Annotated in this window: 17 protein-coding genes; 8 read left to right on the top strand and 9 right to left on the bottom strand. The window is 67.5% G+C overall.

The genetic code is table 11. The annotated features are described in order from the left end of the window. Positions 1-21: 21 nt before the first annotated feature. From AWC24_RS02825 to casI, 4 genes are read left to right on the top strand one after another with little or no spacing between them, the layout of a single operon-like run. Positions 22-1,233 (top strand): acyl-CoA dehydrogenase family protein, encoded by a 1,212-nt coding sequence (locus tag AWC24_RS02825; RefSeq protein WP_085081970.1) that lies wholly within the window; start codon positions 22-24, stop codon positions 1,231-1,233. Further along, positions 1,230-2,246 (top strand): phosphotransferase family protein, encoded by a 1,017-nt coding sequence (locus AWC24_RS02820; protein ID WP_085081969.1) that lies wholly within the window; start codon positions 1,230-1,232, stop codon positions 2,244-2,246. The genes AWC24_RS02825 and AWC24_RS02820 overlap by 4 nt, the downstream gene beginning before the upstream one ends. A gap of 20 nt (positions 2,247-2,266) precedes the next feature. Beyond that, a complete protein-coding gene (locus AWC24_RS02815) occupies positions 2,267-3,028 on the top strand; it encodes an SDR family NAD(P)-dependent oxidoreductase (protein ID WP_085081968.1) in 762 nt (253 codons plus the stop codon). Positions 3,029-3,062: 34 nt separating this feature from the next. Then, a complete protein-coding gene (gene casI, locus AWC24_RS02810) occupies positions 3,063-4,766 on the top strand; it encodes a steroid-22-oyl-CoA synthetase (protein WP_085081967.1) in 1,704 nt (567 codons plus the stop codon). Here casI and AWC24_RS02805 read toward each other — a convergent pair. Further along, positions 4,763-6,001, bottom strand: coding sequence for a DNA polymerase domain-containing protein (locus AWC24_RS02805; protein WP_085081966.1), 1,239 nt, complete (start codon positions 5,999-6,001; stop codon positions 4,763-4,765). The genes casI and AWC24_RS02805 overlap by 4 nt on opposite strands. 58 nt (positions 6,002-6,059) lie before the next feature. On the opposite strand from AWC24_RS02805, the gene fadD2 reads away from it, so the two are divergent. Beyond that, positions 6,060-7,730 carry a long-chain-fatty-acid--CoA ligase FadD2 gene (fadD2, locus tag AWC24_RS02800; RefSeq protein ID WP_085081965.1) on the top strand — a complete coding sequence of 557 codons (1,671 nt, stop codon included), beginning with the start codon at positions 6,060-6,062 and terminating at the stop codon, positions 7,728-7,730. 81 nt (positions 7,731-7,811) lie between these two features. Here fadD2 and AWC24_RS02795 read toward each other — a convergent pair whose 3' ends face one another. The 5 genes from AWC24_RS02795 to AWC24_RS02775 form a co-directional block, all read right to left on the bottom strand. Beyond that, complete coding sequence (locus AWC24_RS02795; protein WP_085081964.1) at positions 7,812-8,852, bottom strand: TQO small subunit DoxD; 1,041 nt, start codon at positions 8,850-8,852, stop codon at positions 7,812-7,814. Positions 8,853-8,972: 120 nt separating this feature from the next. Continuing rightward, positions 8,973-9,455, bottom strand: coding sequence for a hypothetical protein (locus AWC24_RS02790; protein WP_133055689.1), 483 nt, complete (start codon positions 9,453-9,455; stop codon positions 8,973-8,975). A 274-nt stretch (positions 9,456-9,729) separates the two neighbouring features. Further along, complete coding sequence (locus AWC24_RS02785) at positions 9,730-11,928, bottom strand: acyl-CoA dehydrogenase family protein (protein ID WP_085081962.1); 2,199 nt, start codon at positions 11,926-11,928, stop codon at positions 9,730-9,732. Positions 11,929-11,960: 32 nt separating this feature from the next. After that, on the bottom strand, positions 11,961-12,932 hold the full coding sequence (locus AWC24_RS02780; protein ID WP_109560293.1) for a 2-hydroxyacid dehydrogenase: 972 nt from the start codon (positions 12,930-12,932) through the stop codon (positions 11,961-11,963). Position 12,933: 1 nt separating this feature from the next. Beyond that, on the bottom strand, positions 12,934-13,569 hold the full coding sequence (locus tag AWC24_RS02775) for a TetR/AcrR family transcriptional regulator (RefSeq protein ID WP_085081961.1): 636 nt from the start codon (positions 13,567-13,569) through the stop codon (positions 12,934-12,936). 87 nt (positions 13,570-13,656) lie between these two features. On the opposite strand from AWC24_RS02775, the gene AWC24_RS02770 reads away from it, so the two are divergent. Then, positions 13,657-14,235 (top strand): VOC family protein, encoded by a 579-nt coding sequence (locus AWC24_RS02770; protein WP_085081960.1) that lies wholly within the window; start codon positions 13,657-13,659, stop codon positions 14,233-14,235. On the opposite strand, the gene AWC24_RS02765 is transcribed toward AWC24_RS02770, so the two are convergent. Then, positions 14,232-14,879 carry a TetR/AcrR family transcriptional regulator gene (locus tag AWC24_RS02765; protein ID WP_407663463.1) on the bottom strand — a complete coding sequence of 216 codons (648 nt, stop codon included), beginning with the start codon at positions 14,877-14,879 and terminating at the stop codon, positions 14,232-14,234. The genes AWC24_RS02770 and AWC24_RS02765 overlap by 4 nt on opposite strands. A gap of 239 nt (positions 14,880-15,118) precedes the next feature. Here AWC24_RS02765 and AWC24_RS02760 point away from each other — a divergent pair, with 239 nt between their 5' ends. Then, the gene (locus AWC24_RS02760) at positions 15,119-16,081 is read left to right on the top strand and encodes a hypothetical protein (RefSeq protein WP_085081959.1); all 963 of its coding nucleotides are present in this window, start codon (positions 15,119-15,121) and stop codon (positions 16,079-16,081) included. Positions 16,082-16,470: 389 nt separating this feature from the next. After that, positions 16,471-17,787, top strand: coding sequence for a DEAD/DEAH box helicase (locus AWC24_RS02755; RefSeq protein ID WP_085081958.1), 1,317 nt, complete (start codon positions 16,471-16,473; stop codon positions 17,785-17,787). Positions 17,788-17,818: 31 nt separating this feature from the next. On the opposite strand, the gene AWC24_RS02750 is transcribed toward AWC24_RS02755, so the two are convergent. Beyond that, positions 17,819-18,355: a DUF5994 family protein gene (locus AWC24_RS02750; RefSeq protein ID WP_085081957.1), complete on the bottom strand. Its 537-nt coding sequence runs from the start codon at positions 18,353-18,355 to the stop codon at positions 17,819-17,821. Positions 18,356-18,694: 339 nt separating this feature from the next. Beyond that, positions 18,695-20,482 carry a selenocysteine-specific translation elongation factor gene (selB, locus tag AWC24_RS02745; RefSeq protein WP_085081956.1) on the bottom strand — a complete coding sequence of 596 codons (1,788 nt, stop codon included), beginning with the start codon at positions 20,480-20,482 and terminating at the stop codon, positions 18,695-18,697.

Here is a 20,482-nt window from a genome sequence, read left to right as displayed (position 1 = left end):
TGACGGTGCTGATGGAGTGACATGGCAATCGAGCTGAGCTACTCGCCGGAGGTGACGGCGCTCGTCGAGAAGACGCGGGCATTCATCGAGGACGTGGTGCTGCCCGTCGAAGACCGCCACGGCGGGGACATCGCTGCAGCCGGTGGCGACACCGTGATCAAGGAGCTGCAGGCGGCGGCCCGGCAGGCCGGGGTGTTCGCGCCGCACGCCCCGGTGGAATACGGCGGCCTCGGCCTGAACATGTCCGACCGGGCGCCGGTGTTCGAGGCCGCCGGGTACTCACTGTTCGGTCCGGCGGCGGTGAACATCGCAGCGCCGGACGAGGGCAACGTCCACCTGCTGGCCGAGGTGGCCAGCGCCGAGCAGAAGGCCCGCTACCTGGCCCCGCTGGCCGCCGGTGACGTGCGGTCGGCGTTCGCGATGACCGAACCCGCTCCGGGGGCGGGATCGGATCCGGCTGCGCTGACCACCAAAGCCGAACGCCGGTCGGGCGATTGGTACATCAGCGGCCGCAAGTGGTACATCACCGGTGCCGACGGCGCCGCGTTCTTCATCGTGATGGCCCGGACATCCGGGGAGCCCGGGCAACGCGGCGGAGCGACCATGTTCCTGGTGCCCGCCGACGCTGCGGGTCTGACCGTCGGCAGACACCTGCAGACCCTCGACCGCTCCATGGTCGGCGGCCACTGCGAGGTGCTCTTCGACGACGTCCGGGTTCCCGAGGATGCGGTGCTCGGTGAGGTCGACCGCGGCTTCGAGTACGCCCAGGTCCGCCTGGGGCCCGCACGCATGACCCATGTGATGCGCTGGCTGGGCGCGGCCCTTCGCGGCCACGACACCGCACTGGCCCATGTGGTGGAGCGGCGGGCATTCGGATCCGCGCTCGGCGATCTGGGCATGATCCAGAACATGGTGGCCGACAACGAGATCGACATCGCGGCCACCCGCGCACTGCTGGTGCGCGCCTGCTGGGAGCTGGATCAGGGCTCTGCCGCAGGGGATGCGACGTCGATCGCCAAGACCTTCGCCGCCGAGGCCATCTTCCGCATCGTCGACCGCAGCATGCAGATGTGCGGCGGGCTCGGCGTCACCGAGGATCTGCCGCCGGCGCGGCTCTCCCGTGAAGTGCGGCCGTTCCGGGTCTACGACGGCCCCTCGGAGGTACACCGCTGGGCGATCGCCAAGCGTCGGATCGGTGCGGCCCGACGGGCGCTCAAGGCGGCCCAGCAGTGACGGTCGAAGCGCTCGATGGCGCTGCGCTTCGCCGGTACCTCACCGACAGCGGCATTCCGGTTCGAGGTGAGCTGGCCATCGAACTGATCGCCGGTGGGCGGTCGAACCTCACCTTCAAAGTCAGCGACGAAGTGTCGGAGTGGGTCGTCCGCCGGCCTCCACTCGGCGGGCTGACGCCCTCGGCGCACGACGTGGGCCGCGAATTCGTGGTCACCCGGGGGTTATACGGCACCCCGGTGCCGATCGCCCGCCCCGTGGCCTTCGACGCCGACGGCACGGTGTGCGGTGCGCCGCTGACCGTCACCGAGTTCGTGACCGGACGGGTCTACCGGCACAAGGACGACCTCGACGTGCTGTCGGACGCGGACCTGGCCGCCAACGCCGCCGCGCTGGTGCAGATACTGGTCGACCTGCACGCGGTCGACTACCGCGCCGCCGGGCTGGAATCCTTCGGCAGGCCGGACGGATTCCTGGAGCGCCAGGTTCGCCTGTGGGCCCGGCAGTGGGAACTGGTCAAGACCCGCGAGCTCGATGACGTGGCGCCGTTGGCCGCCGCGCTCGCCGAGGCCGTTCCGAAGACTCCGGAGTCGTCGGTGGTGCACGGCGACTTCCGCATTGACAACACCATCTGCGATCCCGAGCAGCCCGACGTCATCCGGGCGGTCGTGGACTGGGAGTTGTCGACCCTGGGCGATCCGCTCACCGACATCGCGCTGATGTGCGTCTACCGCTCACCGGCTTTCGACCGCGTCTTCGGTCACCCCGCGGCCTGGACCAGTGCGCGACTGCCGTCGGCGGATTCCCTCGCCGAGGAGTATGCGCGGCGCTCCGGGCGTGATCTGGGGCAGTGGAATTTCTACCTGGCGCTGGCGAACTTCAAGATCGGTGTCATCGCCGAGGGCATCACCCACCGGGCCCAACACGGTGCGAAAGATGTGCTCAACGCCGGCGAAGCGGCGCAGGCCACGCCGGAATTCATCGCGGCGGCACGAAACGCATTGAAGCGCTGCTGAAACGACGAAAGGTGACTCACGTGAGCGTACTGGACAAGTTCCGGATGGATGGCCGGGTCGCAGTGGTGACCGGCGCATCCTCGGGCCTGGGCGTGCACTTCGCCCGGGCATTCGCCGAGGCGGGAGCCGACGTCGTACTGGCGGCGCGGCGGGTGGACAAACTCACCGCCGCCGCCGAGCTGGTCGCCGCGACGGGACGCACCGCCCTGCCCGTGGCGACCGACATCGCCGACCCGGACGCCGCGACCAACATGGTCGAGGCCGCCATGGAGCGGTTCGGCCGGGTCGATGTGCTGATCAACAATGCCGGTGTCGGAACGGCGCACCCGGCCACCCGGGAGACCCCGGAGCAGTTCCGTGAGGTGATCGACATCAACCTCAACGGGGCCTACTGGGCCGCTCAGGCCTGCGGCCGGGTGATGCAGCCCGGCTCGTCGATCGTCAACATCTCCAGCATCCTGGGGCTGACCACCGCCGGGCTGCCGCAGGCCGCCTATGCCGCCAGCAAGGCCGGCCTGATCGGTCTGACCCGCGACCTGGCCCAGCAATGGGGCAGCCGCAAAGGCATCCGGGTCAACGCCATTGCGCCCGGCTTCTTCCAGACGGAGATGACCGACCAATACCGCCCGGGCTACCTGGACAGCATCTCCCATCGCATCGTGCTGGGACGGATGGGCGACCCCGAGGAACTCGCGGCCACCGTGCTGTGGCTGGCGTCTGCGGCCGGCGGCTACGTCACCGGGCAGACCCTGGCCGTCGACGGCGGCTTCACCATCAACTGAAGTCGCGGGTCCCGATCCGCGATAGCCTCGGTTGATGCGCTCAGACCCGACCCGGCTGTCCCAGCCGGGGTGCGGCTTGGGGTCCGACATCGCCGGCCTGCTGCTGGCCCGCGTCGGCGACCGGCATCCGGGATTGGTTACCCGACAGCAGAACTGGACCTGGGACGAGGTGGTGCGCGAATCCGCCGCGCGCGCCGAGTTGGCCATCGAACTCCGCCGGGACGGGCCCTTCCACATCGGGGTGCTGCTGGACAACACCGAGGATTTCGTGTTCTGGCTCGGCGCGGCCGCGCTGGCCGGTGCGGTAATCGTCGGGATCAACCCCACCCGCGGCGATGCCGAGCTGGCCGCGGAGATCCGCCATGCGGACTGCCAGCTCATCGTCACCGACACCGCCGGATCCCACCGGTTGCGGGGTCTGGGTCACGGCCTGGAGCCCGACCGCGTCCTGGTCACCGGCGTCCCGGTCTACACCGCACTGGTCGAGGCGCACCGGGTGGTGCGGCCGACGGCCGCGCCGGGCGTAGGCCCGGAGTCGCTGCTGCTGCTGTTGTTCACCTCCGGCACCACCGGCGCATCGAAGGCGGTCAAGTGCAGCCAGGGCCGGCTGGTCCGGATCGCCGAGATGGCCACCGCCAAGTTCGGTCATGTGCGTTCCGACATCGACTACTGCTGCATGCCGCTGTTCCACGGCAACGCGATCATGGCGCTGTGGGCGCCGGCGCTGGCCAACGGTGCCACGATCTCCCTGACGCCCAAGTTCTCGGCGTCGCAGTTCCTGCCCGACGTGCGCTACTTCGGCGCAACGTTTTTCACCTATGTGGGCAAGGCCATGGGCTATCTGCTGGCCACCGAGGAACGTCCCGACGATGCCGACAACACGCTGGTCCGTGGTTTCGGCACCGAGGCGTCACCGCAGGATCAGGCGGAGTTCCGCCGCCGGTTCGGCGCCGTGCTGCACGAGGGTTACGGCTCCAGTGAGGGCGGCAACGCGGCGGTACCCGACCCGGCGGCCCCGTCCGGCGCGCTCGGTCGCCCGGCGCACCCAGGTATCGCCGTGGTGGACCCGCAGACCCGGGCCGAATGCGCCATCGCGGTCCTCGATGAGCATGGCCGGGTGATCAACGCCGACGACGCGGTCGGCGAGATCGTCGACAAGAACGGCGCCCGTGACTTCGAGGGCTACTACAAAAACGATGTCGCCGACGCGGAGAAGGTTCGTGACGGTTGGTACTGGACCGGCGATCTCGGGTACCGCGACCAGGCCGGCTTCCTGTACTTCGCCGGCCGGCGTGGCGACTGGATCCGGGTCGACGGTGAGAACATCTCGGCGCTGGCCATCGAACAGGTGCTGCGTCGGCATCCGCTGATCATCAGCGCCGGCGTGTACGCGGTGCCCGACCCCCGTTCGGGCGACCAGGTGATGGGTGCGATCGAGGTCGCCGATCCGGCGGGTTTCGACGTGGCGGAGTTCGCGGCCTACCTGGCCCGCCAGGCCGACCTCGGTGCCAAGGGCACCCCGCGCTTCCTGCGGATCTCAGCGGGCCTGCCCGTGACGGGCTCGAACAAGGTGCTCAAACGTGAGCTGCAGGCGCAACGTTGGGACGCCGACGACCCGGTGTACCGGTGGGCCCGACGGGGCGAGCCCGTCTACACCCGGATGACCGACGAGGACAAGCGGTCCCTGGACGCCGAATTCGTGACGTATGGGCGGCAGAGCTACCTGCGCCCGGTTTAGCTTCTCCTGCCTTCCCAGGGGCTGTAGTCGGCGATCAGCTCCTCCTGCGGCGGGCGCTGTCGGGCCGGGACGTGCTGCAGGTTTATCCGGACCCGGTACCAGATCGAACTCGGCCCGCGCATGCCGTCGAGCAGCACATCCTCCGGCGCCAGCCGTTTCGCGGCCGCGGCATGCTTTTCGTGCCAGACACCCAGGGCGGCCATCGCCTCGTCTTTGGTCTTGGTGCGGGCGATCTCGATCAACGGCAGCGGTGAGGCGCGCCGGCCGCCGATGTTCTTGCGCGCACCGCGCGGCGCCTTCTCCGCCGGGCCCTGCGCTTCGGCCAGCTCCAGCAGCGACACCAAGTCGCCGACCGCATCGTTCATGCCCGCCCACGGGTCGCCGATCTCCGCGAACCGGCCCGGCACGGTGTCCATGGTGAACGCCGCGGGATCGACGCCGGGCACCTCGTCCCAGGACAGCGGTGTCGACACCCGCGCGTCGGGGGTGGCGCGCACCGAATAGGCCGAGGCCACCGTGCGGTCCTTGGCGTTCTGGTTGAAATCGACGAAAACTCCGTGCCGCTCTTCCTTCCACCATCTGCTGGTGGCCAACTGCGGTGCGCGCCGTTCGATCTCGCGGGCCACCGCCTGGGCGGCCAGCCGGAGCTGCCGGAACTGCCAGCGGGGCGCGATCCGGGCGTAGATGTGCATGCCCCGCGATCCGGACGTCTTCGGCCAGGCGGTCAGCCCGTGGTCGGCCAGTACCTCCCGCGCCAGCAACGCCACCTCCACGATCTGCGGCCAGCCGACGCCGGGCATCGGATCGAGGTCGACGCGAAGCTCGTCGGGGTGCTCCAGGTCGCCGGCCAGTACCGGGTGCGGGTTGAGGTCCACGCAGCCCAGGTTGATCACCCAGGCCAGTCCGGCCGCATCGTCGATGACGACCTCTTGCGCCGATCGCCCCGAGGCATAGTGCAGTTCGGCGACCGACACCCAGTCCGGGCGATTGGCCGGTGCCCGCTTCTGGAAGACGGCTTCGGCGTCGATGCCGTCGACGAAGCGTTTGAGGATCATGGGTCGCCCGGTCACCCCGGCCAGCGCGCCGTCGGCCACCGCCAGGTAGTAGCGAATCAGCTCCAGCTTGGTTCGCGGGGCGGAGCCGTCGTGACCCGGGAACACCACCTTGTCCGGGTGGGTAACCGCCACCCGGTGTCCCGCCACCTCCAGCGACAATCCGCCGGCCATGACGGCCATGTTAGCCAGAGGTCGAATCCGCTGTTCGGCAGCGAGCTGCGTCACATAAGGTTGGGCCATGGCAAAGCTCACCGACCTGCCAAGTCAGGCCGTCACAACGCTCGGTCGTTATCTGGAACGAGGAAGCGCCGAGCTGCACTATCTGCGCAAGGTCCTTCAATCCGGAGCTTTGAGGCTGGAATCACCGGGCATCATCGCCAACGCGATCGCCGATGGCGCCCGCTGGGGCGAGCTGGGGATGATTCCGGCACTCAACGCTCGGCGTAACCCGAACGGCCTGGCCGTCATCGACGACGACGGCAGCATCACCTTCAAAGAACTCGACGACGCCGCCAACGCGGTGGCCAACGGCCTGGTTGCGATGGGTGTGCGGGGCGGCGACGGGGTGGCGATCCTGGCCCGCAACCACCGCTGGTTCTTGATCGCCAACTATGGCTGCGCCCGGGTCGGCGCCCGACTGATCCTGCTGAACAGCGAATTCTCCGGCCCGCAGATCAAGGACGTCTCCGAACGCGAAGGCGCCAAACTGATCATCTACGACGACGAGTACACCGCCGCGGTCGCCCAGTCCGACCCGCCGCTGGGCAAGCTGCGGGCGCTGGGGGTCAACCCCGACAGCGACCAACCGTCGGGCAGCGCCGACGAGACGTTGGCGCAGCTGATCGCCCGCAGCAGCAAGGCACGGGCGCCGAAGGTCACCAGGCACGCGTCGATCATCATCTTGACCTCCGGCACCACCGGTACCCCCAAGGGCGCCAACCGCAGCACCCCGCCCACCCTGGCGCCGATCGGCGGCATCCTGTCGCACGTCCCGTTCCGCGCCGGTGAGGTGACGTCGCTGCCGTCGCCGATGTTCCACGCCCTGGGCTATCTGCACGGCACCCTGGCGATGTTCTTCGGCTCGACACTGGTGCTGCGACGCCGGTTCAAGCCGGCCACGGTGCTGGACGATCTGGAGACGCACAAGGTGACCGGGATCGTCGTGGTTCCGGTCATGCTGTCGCGGATCCTCGACCAGTTGGAGAAGACCAGTCCCAAACCGGATCTGTCGAACCTGCGGATCGTGTTCGTGTCCGGTTCACAGCTCGGCGCCGAGTTGGCCGGCCGGGCGATGAAGGATCTGGGCCCGGTGGTCTACAACATGTACGGCTCCACCGAGGTCGCGTTTGCCACCATCGCCGATCCGGGCGACCTGCAGCACAACCCGGCGACGGTGGGACAGGTGGTCAAGGGCGTCAAGGTCCGAATCCTCGACGACAATGGCCACGAGCTGCCGCAGGGCGAGGTCGGACGGATCTTCGTGGGCAACTTCTTCCCGTTCGAGGGCTACACCGGCGGCGGCGGCAAACAGATCATCGACGGGCTGCTGTCGTCGGGCGACGTGGGCTACTTCGACGAGCGCGGGTTGCTCTACGTGTCGGGCCGCGATGACGAGATGATCGTCTCCGGCGGTGAGAACGTCTTCCCCGCCGAGGTTGAAGACCTGATCAGTGGGCACCCCGAGGTGATCGAGGCGACCGCGCTGGGTGTCGAGGACAAAGAGTGGGGTGCGCGGCTACGTGCCTTTGTGGTCAAGAAGGAAGGCTCCGCGGTCGACGAGGACACCATCAAGGTCTATGTGAAAGAGCACCTGGCACGCTACAAGGTGCCGCGCGAGGTGGTCTTCCTCGACGAACTGCCGCGCAACCCCACGGGCAAGATCCTCAAGCGCGAACTCCGCGAGCTGTAGCGCGGTTCTTTGGTGCGAGCGTGCGTGTTTGCTCACCGCCACGCCGGTGTTTGTGTACAACCGCGCACGCTCGCGGCACCCTCACGGGCCGATGCTGACTGCCTGTTCCCAGGTGGCGCCGCTGATATCGGTGAGGATGAGGGTGTACTGGCGGGTCGCGTCCCACCGGGCCGGTCCGGTGTCGATGCTCAGTTGCGCTTTCGCGCCCAACGGGACGACCAGGCTGTGCGCGCCCGGTTTGACCTTGGCCACGTAGCGGTTGGCTATCGCCGCCTCGGGCAGCCGACTCAGCTGGGTACCGTCCAGCTGCACGACGGTATCGCCGGTGGTGTCGTCGCGGACGCTGACCCCGATCACGAAGGAGCCGTACACGTCGGCGCCTTCGGTGCGGAAGAGCTCGAATTGCAGCCGGTTGTCGGCTATGTGGGCGTCGGTGATCTCGATGACCGGCGCAACCGATTTGTTGTGCAGCGGGCCATAAATCCCGCCGTGGAAATGCTGGTTGGTGAACAACGCCGCGGCCAGGATCAATATCGAGCCGCTGACCACGACCGGTGTCCTGACGTTGATTGCACCGGAGCTCAGCCAGTTGAACCATTTCTGCTGCGCCAGCCGCGGAATTCGTTCCGAGACAATGCGATCCACGCAATAGCGTCCGCCGCCGCTCAGAAACAGCATGAATCCGCAGGCCATCCCGAGGATCCCGATCTGCCACTCATCCAAGCAGGTGGTGCCCAACCAGCCGGCGCTCAGCAGGATGCCGAACGCCAACCCCAGGACCGCCAAACTCATGACCCGGGTGAGAAGACCGATCATCACGCAGATCCCGACGACGCCTTCCACGATGGTGAACACCGTCATCGCCACCGCGAGCAGACCGGGGTGGGTCAGCAGGTGCTCGATGATCGGGCCGATGCCAAGCGCTTGCGGGAGAAAATGGTTGAACTTCTCGCCGATATAGCCGGGCACATCCGGATCCAATTTGTCGGCGATGCCGACACGGCGCCAGAAAGCGGAGAAATACGTCCACCCGATGACCAGCCGGACCGGCAGCGCGAACAGGCCTGCGGTAGCGAAATGACGCTCGATGGTCCCGGTTCTCTCGATGGTGTCAGCGGTCACGGGGGCACCTCCGGTGCAGTAGTTTCCTTGGCTTCCAGGAATGATCGGGCGATGTAGTGGGTGAGGTCGCGGAATCCGCATGAACGGCGGCAATGCAACGGACGAAACCAGCGCGCCAACTCAGTAGGTGAGGGTCTTGTAGCCCTGCTCCTGTAGCCCGAGTGCATATGTCAGAGCGTTCCCGGTGGTGGGTACCTCGGGCGGCAGTAGAGCCGGATCGATGCCCATCCGCTGAACCGAAATATTGCAGGCCACGACTTTGAGTCCGTCGTCGATCACAGCCCGACGGACCGCATCCTTCACCGCCGGAGCCGTTGCGATCTCTTGGACCAATTGTCCGTACGCCACAATCTGAAAATCAATGGCCGAGCTCTTCGCCTTGAGGTCTCGGCCGGTCATTATGGCTCCATCCAAGTGGCGTGCCTCGGAAGCCAGCAATGCGTATCTGCCGTCGGCCCTTATAGCGTTCTCCGTCGCGAAGATCTCTTCAGCGCTCGGCGGCCGAGCATATGCCGGGTTGGCGACTCCGAGTGGGATGATGGCCACGGCGGCCGTCAGCATCAAAAACTTACTGAACCTGTTCACGTACCCTCCATCGTTCACCCCGTCAACGGTATCTACGTACCTACGTAGTAGATACATAGGTACCGATGTTTCTAGCATGCGGGAGCCGATCGCCGCAATCGGGATGAGCCCACGCGGGCATCACGGCAGGTCCAGGGTCATCGACACACCCGTCGGCCGCGGCGACTTTCGATGAAGGCGACGGTTTGCGGTGTTGGCGTCGCCCACTCAACATTTCGTTGGCGCGCTCGAGTTTTCGGTCCTCTCGTGCCCTGGCCAGCGCGATAAGTGACCAGAGTGCGGTTTTCAGCTCCTACGGATCGCGGGGCAGTCCCAGCAGACGCTCGGCGATGATATTGAGCTGGACCTCCGAGGTGCCGCCGTAAATTGTGGTGGCACGGCTCATCAGCAGATACTCGGCCCATTTGCCGGGCAGTTGCTCGCGGTCACCGATCGCGGCGTCGCCGGCGAAGGTGCTCACCCCGAACTCCGCGTAGCCCTGGCCGGTCCGCATCGACAGCAGCTTGGACACCGCCGCCGCGGGCATCGGGTCCTTGCCCGCCAGCGTCAACAGCGTCGAGCGCAGGTTGAGCAGCTTGGCGGCGTGCCCCTCGGCGATCAACTCGCCGGCCCGGCGGTGCTCACCTTGGTCGAACTGGCCGTCGCCCATGAACTCCACGAACCCGTCGAGGCTGGCCAGAAACGGCATCTCGGACCCGCCGATCGACACCCGCTCGGCGGTCAGCGTGTTGCGGCTGACCTCCCAGCCCCGGTTCACCTCGCCGAGCACCAACTCGTCGGGGATGAACACGTCGTCGATGAACACCGTGTTGAACATCGCCCCGCCGGTGAGTTCGCGCAGCGGGCTGACCGTCACGCCCTCGCTCTTCATGTCCAGCAGGAAGTAGGTGATCCCATCGTGCTTGGGAGCCGATGTGTCGGTCCGCGCCAGCAGCGCTCCCCACGAGGAGAACTGCGCGGCCGACGTCCAGATCTTCTGCCCGCTGAGCCGCCAGCCGCCGTCGACCTTGGTGGCCTTGGTGGTCAGGCTGGCCAGGTCTGAACCCGCGCCCGGCTCGGAGAACAGTTGGCACCACACCAGTTCCCCGCGGAACGTCGGCGGCAGGAAACGCTGCTTCTGCTCGTCGGTGCCGAATGCCACGATCGACGGGATGAGCCACGCCGCGATGCCCATCCCCTGTCGGCGCACCCGGCCGGCCGCGAACTCCTGCTCGATGATGATCTGCTCGATCGGTTCGGCGGCCCGACCCCACGGCTTCGGCAGGTAGGGCAGCACCCAGCCGCCCTCGGCGATCGCCACGGTGCGCTCGTCGCGCGGTATGGCCTTGAGCGCGGCCACCTCCGCACGGATCTCCGCGCGCAGTTTCTCGGTTTCGGGATCCAGGTCGATGTCGATCTTGCGCATCCCGCCGGCAGTGGCGGTGTCGACGACCTGCTGCGGGTAGTCGGCACGGCGGCCGAACGAGGCGGCCAGGATCAGTGCCCGCCGGTAATAGACGCCCGCGTCGTGTTCCCAGGTGAAACCGATTCCGCCGTGGACCTGGATGCAGTCCTGGGCGCAGTGCTGCGCCGCGTCCGGGGCCAGGGTCGCGGCCACGGCGGCCGCGAACTGCACGGCCGAGGAGGCGGGGTCGTTCGCCGTTGCCTCATCAATCGCTCGGGCGGCGTCCCACACCGCGGCGGTGGCGCGTTCGGTGGTGGCGATCATCTCGGCGCACTTGTGTTTGATGGCCTGGAACTGACCGATCGGCCGGCCGAACTGTTCGCGGATCTTGGCGTACTCCGCCGCGGTGTCGGTGGCCCACCGGGCCACTCCGACCGCCTCAGCGGACAGCAGTGTCGAGATCAGCGCGTGCGCCTGCGCCTGGCCGAGGTTGCCCAGCACCGCCGTGCCGTTGACCTCCACACCGTTGGCCCGCACGTGGGCGATCGGCCGCAGCGGGTCGACACTTTCCACCGGCTCGATCTCGAGCTGGTCGGCGCCCAGCACCACCCACGCCTCGCCGCCGGCCCCGCCCTCGGCGACGGGCAGCACCAGCAGCGACGCCTGGGCTGCCGCCGGTACGGCGCGTACCTCACCGCGGATCACCAAGCCGTCGCCGTGGGCGGTGGCCGTCAGTCCCGGGTTGAGGGTGTAGCTGGCGATGACCTTGCCGGTGGCCAGGCCGGCCAACGCGGCGGCGGCCGGATCGTGGGCGGCGATCAGGGCGCTGGCGATCGCCGACGGCACGAATGGTCCCGGTACCGCGGCGTAGCCGAACTCGGCCAGCACCACCGCCAGCTCCAGGATGCCGAAGCCCTGGCCGCCGACCTCTTCGGCCAGATGCACTCCGGCCAGACCCTGCTCGGCGGCGGCCCGCCAGTACGGCGGGGGATTTTCGATCGGGTTGTCCATTGCCGCATGCAGCAATTCGGACGGCACCGCCCGGGTCAGAAGTGACCGCACTGAATCGGCCAGGTCCTGATGCTCAGATGTGATCGCTATCGGCATGTTGCGCCTTTCGGTGTGTGCGTGGGGCCAAACTAACAACCGGTCGGTTGGTTGACTACCTGGGTCAAGGGTTGACCATCGCGCAACCGGCGACAGTTGTCGACGGCGGCGCTCAAATAGCGCTGCATGGTGTCGGCGGTGTACCAGCTGACGTGCGGTGTCAGCACCACGTTGTCCAAGCCGAGCAGCGGATTATCCGGGCTGACCGGCTCGACGGCGAACACATCGAGCCCCGCGCCGGCCAGCCGCCCGCTCGCCAGCGCCTCGGTCAGCGCGGCTTCGTCGACGACGGGACCGCGCGCGGTGTTGACCAGCACCGCCCCGGGTTTCATGCGCGCCAGGCCGGCCTGGTCGATCAAGCCCTCGGTGGCCGCGGTCAACGGCACGTGCAGCGACACCACATCGGCTTGGGCCAGCAACTCCGGCAATGAGCGCCAGCCGGGCCGACCGTCGTCGCGGGTGCTGGTGTGCAGCACATTCGCCCCCATGGCGGAGACGATCCCGGCGACGCGTCGGGCGATGCTGCCGTAACCGACCAGGCCGACGGTGCAGCCGCCGATGTCGCGGCAGTGCTCGCCCAGCTCCGGATCGGTGGGCCAGCCGTACCCTTGACGCGTCGAGCGATCCAGCGGCACCAGTCGGCGCAGCACCGCCAGCATCAGCAGGACGGCGCCCTCGGCCACCGATGCCGCGTTGGCGCCGGGCATGTTGGCGACCGCGATACCGCGTTCGGTGGCGGCCTCCACATCGATGGTGTTGATCCCCACGCCGAACTTCTGCACCAGCCGCAGCCGGCGCCCGCTGCGCAGTTCCTCCCCGGTCAGTGGGCGCAGCACGTGCCAGATCACTTCGGCGTCGGCCAGTTCCTGGCGGAAGGCGGCCTGGGATTCACCGGAGTCATCTGCGGCGCACCACCGGATGTCGAGCCAATCCGATTCCGGCGCAACGAAGTCGATGACCTTCGGCCCGGGGACGAAATGCGCCAGGACTCTCACCGCCGGCATGTCAAGTGGTCTCCTTGGCGTAGACGGCCCGATAGAAGATGTTGGACAGGGTGCGGATGCAGGCTTCGTCGTCCGGATCCGACGCTGTGCCGGTGAGTTGGACGTAGCAGAACTGGTTCAGCATCGACACGATCGCCACCGCGAGTAGTTCCGGGTCGTCATCGGCACAGTGGCCGTCAGCCTGGGCGCGTTTCACCGTTTCGGTGATGAACGACACTGGTACCGCACAGATCTCCGCCCAGTAGCGGGCGAAGTCGTCGTTGACCATCGCCAGTTGGGAGACGCCGATCATCTCGGCGAGTCGGTTGCGGTAGGTGTGCCAGTGGGCGGCGGCGGCCTGCTCGATCCGTTCCCGGTTCGACAGCCCGTGCCGAACGGCGCCGGACGCCCGCTCGCCGGCCTCGTCGCGGAACCGCAGCGCCCACTCCCGGACCATCGCCTCTTTGGAGTCGTAGTAGTTGTAGAACGACGCGGACGACCGGCCGGCTTCGGCCGCGATATCGGCGATGGTGGTGGCCAGTACGCCTTTGCGGGCGATCACCGCGCGCGCGGCGGAGTCGATCGCCGCCTGGGTGCGCCTGCCCCGCCGAGTCGGCAACGGGTCACGCTGGATGGGCTCTTCGGAGAGGGTCGACACCGAACCGGGTTCCTCTCGCTGCTGGGGCTGGATCAAAACTGAATCTGATGTTAGATTCAGATTCTGCTCTTGGCCAGAGGAGTCACGATGATCAAGCCGCACGGCGTCAACACCGAGTTCGAGATCAGTGGGATCAACCACGTCGCGCTGGTCTGCGCCGACATGGCGCGAACCGTCGACTTCTACAGCAATGTGCTCGGGATGCCGCTGGTCAAATCACTCGACCTACCGGCCGGGATGGGGCAGCACTTCTTCTTCGACGCCGGCAACGGTGACTGCGTCGCGTTCTTCTGGTTCGCCGAGGCGCCGGACCGAGTGCCGGGCATCTCCTCGCCGGTCGCCATCCCGGGCGTCGGTGAGATCACCAGCGCGGTGAGCACCATGAACCACCTGGCGTTCCACGTGCCCGCAGACAAGTTCGACGCCTACCGGCAGCGACTCAAGGACAAGGGTGTTCGGGTCGGGCCGGTGCTCAACCACGACATGTCCGAATTCCAGGCCAGCCCGACCCTGCATCCCGGGGTGTACGTGCGGTCGTTCTACTTCCTCGACCCCGACGGCATTACGCTTGAGTTTGCCTGCTGGACAAAGGAATTCACTGGGGACGTGGAACATGTCACGCCGAAGACCGAGGCCGACCGGAGGGTTCCGGCCGCCTCCACTTAGTCCCGGTACAGCGCCGGATCGCCGAGTTTGTCGAGTAGTGCGGCCAACTGCTCGATCAGGCGCTCCGGCTTGAACCGCACCTCGCCGGCCAGCCAGGCACTGATCGTCTGGGCGACTCCACCGACCACGAAGTGCCCGGCTGCCCTGATCCGGTCGTTCTCCGGCAGCCGCAGCGCGGTGCCGGCGTGCTGACCGGACAACATCGCCAGCAGCACACTGGATTCCACCCGTTTGCGTACCACCACCGCGTTGCTCAGATGCACGCCGAACAGCAGTCGCCCGATCCGGGCGTCACCGGCGATCGTCCGCACGATGTTGGCGATCCCGGCCCGGGTCTGCTCGCCGGGCGGTGCCGCCTTCACGACCGACTGGGTCTTGGCCGCCAGCTCGGCGATGACCGAATCGAAGACCGCGCTGACGAATTCCTCCTTGTCGGTGAAGCTCTCATAGAAGTAGCGGGCGGTCAGGCCGGCCTGCCGGCAGATACCCCGCACGGTCAGATCCGCGATCTGGGGCACGTCGGCGCCGAGTAGATCGAGCCCGGCTTCAAGGAGTCTTGCTCGGCGCGATGCCCGACGTTCGGCGGCTTCGACCCCGCCGTAGAGGCGCGCTCCCGCCACATTGGTGGACACCATGCCGAACATCTTGGCACCAGGACTGACACAGAGCAATATCAGGAAACAGCTGTTCTCAGAATAGCGGGACGACACTGCGCCCGGCAGCTGAGACGCGCCGTTACGCACCCCGGCACGACCGCGGGCTCGTACAGCGCATTCCGCCCAAAATTTCCCTGTGAGTTCATTTGACGGAACCTCATAAGAACCCTAATATTGGCCAAACCAAGTTCTAACAAGGACACCGGTTACAAACAAGGGAACATGCCATGAAGTTCATCATACTGGGCGTCGCCGCCGGAGGTGCCGCAGCAGCATTCCTAACGGCCGCAACCGCCGGCGCCGAGGTCTCGGAGACCCCGGTGACCTGGACGCCGACCTATAACGTCGACACCGCCGAGATCCTGCAGGCGGCGAACTCGTTCAGCAACACCTGGGCGGTCACCTCGATCTTCACTCCCAGTGAGGGCGAGGCGCTAGCAGGCACCACCTACCTCACCCCGTCGACGGGCGGACTCAACACGCTTTTCATCGATGAGGCCACCGGTGACATCTACAACCAGAACCAGCTGGGGCTGGGCTTCACCAACCTGTACTACGACGCCGCGGGCGACGGCAAGGACGTCGTCGACATCCTGAAGACGCCGTTCGGAAACTTCGACGTCTCCTCGATGGCGGCGTGGTTCGCGCCGGCCGATGTGGCAGACCTGACGCCGGCGTCACCGCTGGACGCGCTGGAGAACGCCGGGCTGTACAGCGCGCTGAACCTGGGCCTGGGTGAGGACGCTCCGGCCGACGTGACCTGGAATCCGACCTACGCCCTCGACGGTGCCCAGATGCTCGACGTCGACGACCCGTTCTCGCAGACCTGGAAGTTGACGGCCGCCTTCACCAACGGTGACGGCGACATGCTGTCGGGCACCAACTACATCACGCAGTCGTTGTTCGGCGGCGGCATCGACAACCAGTTCGTCACCACCGACGGGGACGTGTACGCGCAGAACCAGTTGGGTCTGGGCTTCACCAACCTGTACTACGACGCCGACGGCGACGGCAAGGATGTCGTTGACATCTTGAAGACGCCGTTCGGAAACTTCGACATCTCGTCGATGGCATCGTGGTTCGCACCGACCGACTTCTCCGATGTCGATGCGGTCTCCCCGCTGGCCGATCTGGAGGACGCCGGGCTCTACAGCGTGCTGGACCTCGGTCTGTTGACCCCGGACGTGTAACCAACCACGCAGCAAGCGCGAATGCCCCGGTTCTGCCGGGGCATTCGTGCGTCAGCTCGGGCGGCTGGGCGCCGGCCGTCATGATGCGGGGTGTTCACGCCTTCCACTTCGGCCCCGCCGTTACCGCCGATCCCGATCGTGGGGTACGCTCTGATCCAACGTCGGCGTCATGCGATGCCGACACGTCGTGGACTGCTTCCTCATCACCGGCACCGGCCCCAGGCTCGGTATCACAGCCGGAAACCCCCGATGATTCGTGCCCCAGCACAAGCTCTTCTCGCGGCGATCGATTTTGCCCACCGGCAATCTCGCCACTCTGTGCTGACCGCTGCCGGACAACTCCGTCGCAGACCGGGAGCACACCCGATGCCCGAAAGGCACCGAAACCCATGAATACCCAAACGACCTTTGCCGAGTTGGGCGTACCAGCCGCGCTGGTCGGCGTGCTCGCCGCCACCGGCATCACCAACCCGTTCCCGATCCAGATCGACACCCTGCCCGACACCCTGGCCGGCCGGGATGTGTTGGGCCGCGGCAAGACCGGCAGTGGCAAAACCCTGGCATTCTCGATCCCGTTGGCGGCTCGTCTCGCGACGGTCACCACACGCCGCGCGGCCCGCCCGACCGGTCTGGTGCTGGCCCCGACTCGGGAACTGGCCACCCAGATCACCGCCGCCCTGCAGCCGCTGGCCACCGCTCACCGACTCAAGGTGACCACCATCTTCGGCGGGGTGTCGCAGAGCCGTCAGGTCTCCGCGCTCAACGCGGGCGTCGACATCGTGGTGGCCTGCCCGGGTCGGCTAGAGGACCTGATGCGCCAGCAGCTGATCAGCCTCGATTCGGTGCAGATCACCGTGCTCGACGAAGCCGACCACATGGCCGACCTGGGCTTCTTGCCCGGGGTCACCCGCATTCTGGCCGCCACTCCGCCGGGCGGTCAGCGGCTGTTGTTCTCGGCCACCCTGGACAACGGGGTCGACAAGCTGGTCAAACGGTTCCTGACCAACCCGGTATCGCACTCCGTCGACGAGGCCAACTCGCCGGTGGCGGCGATGACCCACCACGTGTTCCATGTCGCCGACTCCACCAGCAAAAAGGAGCTGGTGCACCGGCTGGCCTCAGGTGCTGATCGGCGAATCCTGTTCATGCGCACCAAACATCAGGCTCGCAAGCTCGCCCGACAGCTCACCGAGGCGGGTATCCCGTCGGTAGACCTGCACGGCAACCTGTCGCAGCCTGCTCGCGACCGCAACCTGGCTGCGTTCGCCACCGGTACCGCCCGGGTGCTGGTGGCCACCGACATCGCCGCGCGCGGCGTGCACGTCGACGAGGTGGGTCTGGTGGTGCACGTGGATCCGCCCACCGAACACAAGGCGTACCTGCACCGCTCGGGGCGCACCGCGCGCGCCGGCAGCGCCGGCGACGTCGTCACCGTGGTGCTACCCGAGGAACGTCGGGACACCTCGACGCTGCTGCGCAAGGCCGGGATCACCGCACGACCGCAACAGGTGAGCGCGCAGTCCGAGCCGGTGACCGCGTTGGTCGGCGAGGTCGCGCCCTACCAGGCTCCGGCGCCCAAGCCGGCCGTCACCGCACCCGGCAACGCCGGCCGGCCGCAACGCCGCCGCGCTACCTCCCGCAACGGTGGAAACGTCAGCCGGACACCGGCGTCGGGACGCGCACGTCAGCGCGTAGCCGCCCGATAACCGCCGCCGCACAATTCGACGAAACTTGTGCTTACCCGCTCGGGGCCGGGTGTCCGCTGTGCACACCCGGCACCGAGTGGCTTTCGCCCGCCAGATCGTCGGCCATTCGATCGGCCCAGGACGCGCTTTGTGTCCGCGCTGCCCGGATGATGTAATCGGCAGTGCCCAACTCGCGATCTTCTTGCTGTGCAAGCGGAATGGGGATTTCAGCCGCTCGGCGCAGCAGCATCAAGCCGAGGCCCGCCCTCGTCAGGTGAGGTACCACCAACAGTTTCACGCGGCCGAGACGGCCGGTGGCGATCAGCAGACGTTGGCTCTTATCGCGCCAGCCCGGCCGCGCCATGCCGGCCGCCGTCATCGAATCCAGATCGGGCGAGCCGTCCGTGACGGACCAGTTGATACTGATATTCGTGATCTCGCCGACCCGTCGCTGCAACGCCGCGATGAGTCCGGGTAGCTCGTTCACCATGGAGGCGGTCTGCGGCCACCAGGCCCCGTCGATATCCGCGCCCAGTCGGGCGGCCAGGGCGATTCGAATAGGACGCGCCGAGCGGCGCGTCCCGGTCATGTCGTTGCCGATGGCGGCGGAAGGGTGAAAGGAGACTCCGCCGCAGGCAGGTCGGAAAGGGCCGGCTTCTCCACTCGCGTTGTGGAGGGCGGAACAACGAACTCCGGCTTGTCGGGGTGCGAGAACAAGTTGGCGAAATCCATTGCGGTATATCCTTTACGGATCAGTAGGGGGTAGCCGCGTTCAACGCGGTGAACAGCTGGCGATTGAACCACTCGAAGCGACTCGCACGCGGATATCTTTACTAATGCGTGGAGATTGAGGATCGCCGTGAAAAACGAGACGGCTTGTCCTCATGCTACACCCCCGGTGGCTTCGCAATCGTGGTTCACGGGTTTCCTAACGCACCACTTCCCGCTGGACATTGTCGATACGCCGGGTCCAACCGCGGGCATCGAGGTACTCCAGCAGTGGGATCGCCACCCGCCGGGTGGTGTGCAATGTCTGCTTGGCCTGCGTGGCGGTGAAAGGTTGGGCCAACAACGCCAGTTCGCGCATCGCCAGGGCCGGCGCCGACGGTAGCAGCACCACCGAGTCGGTCAGCCGCAGCAATCGGCCCGCGCGCTCGGCTGCGGCCAACTCGCGGACCCCCAGTCGCAGGGCGGTCAGGTCGTCAGCGCCAGGGGCCCGGAACGGCTCAGCCGCGAGGCGAGATTCCAGCGCCGCGACCGCGGCCTCGGCCGGCCCGAGATCACCACCGGTGCCCGCTACCCGGATCAGGCCGTCGTGGAACTCCAGCCCGCAGTCCCGCACCACGTCATCGAGCAGGACCGCATCGGGCAATCCCAACAGGTCAGCTGCTGCCCCGCCGGACAGCCCTGCCGACAATGGGTTTCGATCGTGCAGTTCGCGTACCGCCGAGCCCAGGCGTTCCACCCAGTCCCGATGGATGCGGGTATGCACCCACCAGCCACGGATCTCGCGCACCCCGGCAGGCACCGCCGCGCAGTCGTAGCCGAGCAGTTGCAGCCGGCGGCGGGGCACCGCGCCCCGGTCTGCCACCACCGCCGCCGGATCGCCACCGGGTGCCAGCGCCGCCAGCGCAACCGCGCGCCGGGTGCTATCGCCGCGGCGCCGCAGCCCCGGAGGATCGGGATCGAGTACGCGGACCCCGGCGAGTATCCGCCGACCACCGGGGTCGCGTAACAACAGTTGGTCCGAAAGCGTCAGCGGCAGAGGATGTTCCAAGGAGAGCCGGGCGTGGTCATCGTCGAACGGGCGAAGCCGCGCCGGCGCCGACGCGGTGCCGACGTGCACCACCAGGTGTTCGGGCGCCTGGTTCAGCACAAGACCGGTCGTACGCCGCACATCCAGCACGTCGGTGATCGGCCACGCATCGACGGTGACCAGCGTGTTGCCGCGGTGCACGTCTTCTGCCGGCAACCCTCGCAGGTTGACGGCCACCCGAGCCGCCGGCGACAGCGTCGCGCAGTCGTGACCGCAACTCTGCAACCCGCGAACCGTCACCTCGCGCGGGTGTCCTCGTCCCAGCAGGGTAAGTCGGTCACCGCGAGCCAGCGTGCCCGCCGTGAGGGTGCCGGTCGCCACGGTCCCGGCCCCGGTGATGCTGAACGCGCGATCCACCCACAGCCGAACCCGTGCGGCCGGGCAGGGCGCGGGCAGCCGGGACAGGACCGCATCGAGCGCCGTTCGCAGCTCGGTCAGTCCGGCACCGGAGACGGCGGACACCGCCACCGCGGGGGCGTCGTGCAGCCCGGTCTCGGCGAGCTCGGCGCGGGTCTCGGCCAGCACCTCGGCAACCCGGGCGGGTGTCACCCGGTCGGTGCGGGTCAGCGCCACCAGGCCGTGTGAAATGCCGAGGGCGGCAAGGGCGTCACGATGATCCGACGACTGCGCCCGCCAGCCTTCGTCGGCGGCGACCACGAAACACACCGCCGGTGCCGGGCCCAGGCCGGCCAGGGTATTGGTGAGGAAGCGTTCATGCCCGGGTACGTCGACGAACGCCACCCGGGCGCCGGAGGGCAGTGTGGTCCAGGCGAATCCGAGGTCGATGGTGAGTCCGCGGCGGCGCTCTTCGGCCCACCGGTCGGGCTCCATCCCGGTCAGCGCCCGCACCAGGGTGGATTTGCCGTGGTCGACGTGGCCGGCGGTGGCTATGGCAAACAT

The organism is Mycolicibacter senuensis (assembly GCF_002101885.1).
Classification (GTDB): domain Bacteria; phylum Actinomycetota; class Actinomycetes; order Mycobacteriales; family Mycobacteriaceae; genus Mycobacterium; species Mycobacterium senuense.
Note: the sequence above shows the minus strand (reverse complement) of the source record. Positions and strands in the feature narration are given on the sequence as shown.